Here is a 676-nt window from a genome sequence, read left to right on the forward strand (position 1 = left end):
ACGCGCTTGTACTTGCCGCAGTAGCACTCCCAGTCGCGAGTCGGTCCGAAGATCTTCTCGCAGAACAGGCCGTCCTTCTCCGGCTTGAGCGTGCGGTAGTTGATGGTCTCCGGCTTCTTGACCTCGCCGTAGGACCACTGCCGGATGTCCTCCGCGGTGGCCAGGCCGATACGGAGTTCATCGAAGAAGTTGACGTCTAGCACGTAACTCCCTTTCCCCTTGCGGGTTTAGTAACTACTAGTTGCTTACGCAAGATCCTCAACGGAGGCAGATTCGTTGCGCGACAAGTTGATTCCGAGGTTGGCCGCGGCCCGCTCGAGGTCTTCATCCTCGCCCTCGCGCAGCTCGATGGCCGCACCGTCCGACGAGAGCACCTCGACGTTGAGGCACAACGACTGCAGCTCCTTGAGCAGCACCTTGAACGACTCGGGAATGCCCGGCTCGGGGATGTTCTCCCCCTTGACGATCGCCTCGTACACCTTGACCCGGCCGACGGTGTCGTCGGACTTGATGGTCAAGAGTTCCTGCAGCGTGTACGCCGCGCCGTAGGCCTGCATGGCCCAGCACTCCATCTCACCGAACCGCTGACCACCGAACTGCGCCTTACCACCCAGCGGCTGCTGGGTGATCATCGAGTACGGGCCGGTGGAGCGGGCGTGGATCTTGTCGTCCACCA

General features: G+C 61.7%; 1 protein-coding gene and 1 pseudogene. Both read right to left on the reverse strand.

Going from position 1 to position 676, the window contains the following annotated elements:
- Positions 1 to 203: hypothetical protein (locus A9W95_RS20780; protein WP_156746319.1), on the reverse strand; the 203-nt coding region annotated here is incomplete at its 3' end.
- A 42-nt stretch (positions 204 to 245) separates the two neighbouring features.
- Positions 246 to 676, reverse strand: a pseudogene (locus A9W95_RS20785) (DNA-directed RNA polymerase subunit beta); the annotation flags it as partial.

Source organism: Mycobacterium sp. 1423905.2 (assembly GCF_001673155.1).
GTDB lineage: Bacteria > Actinomycetota > Actinomycetes > Mycobacteriales > Mycobacteriaceae > Mycobacterium.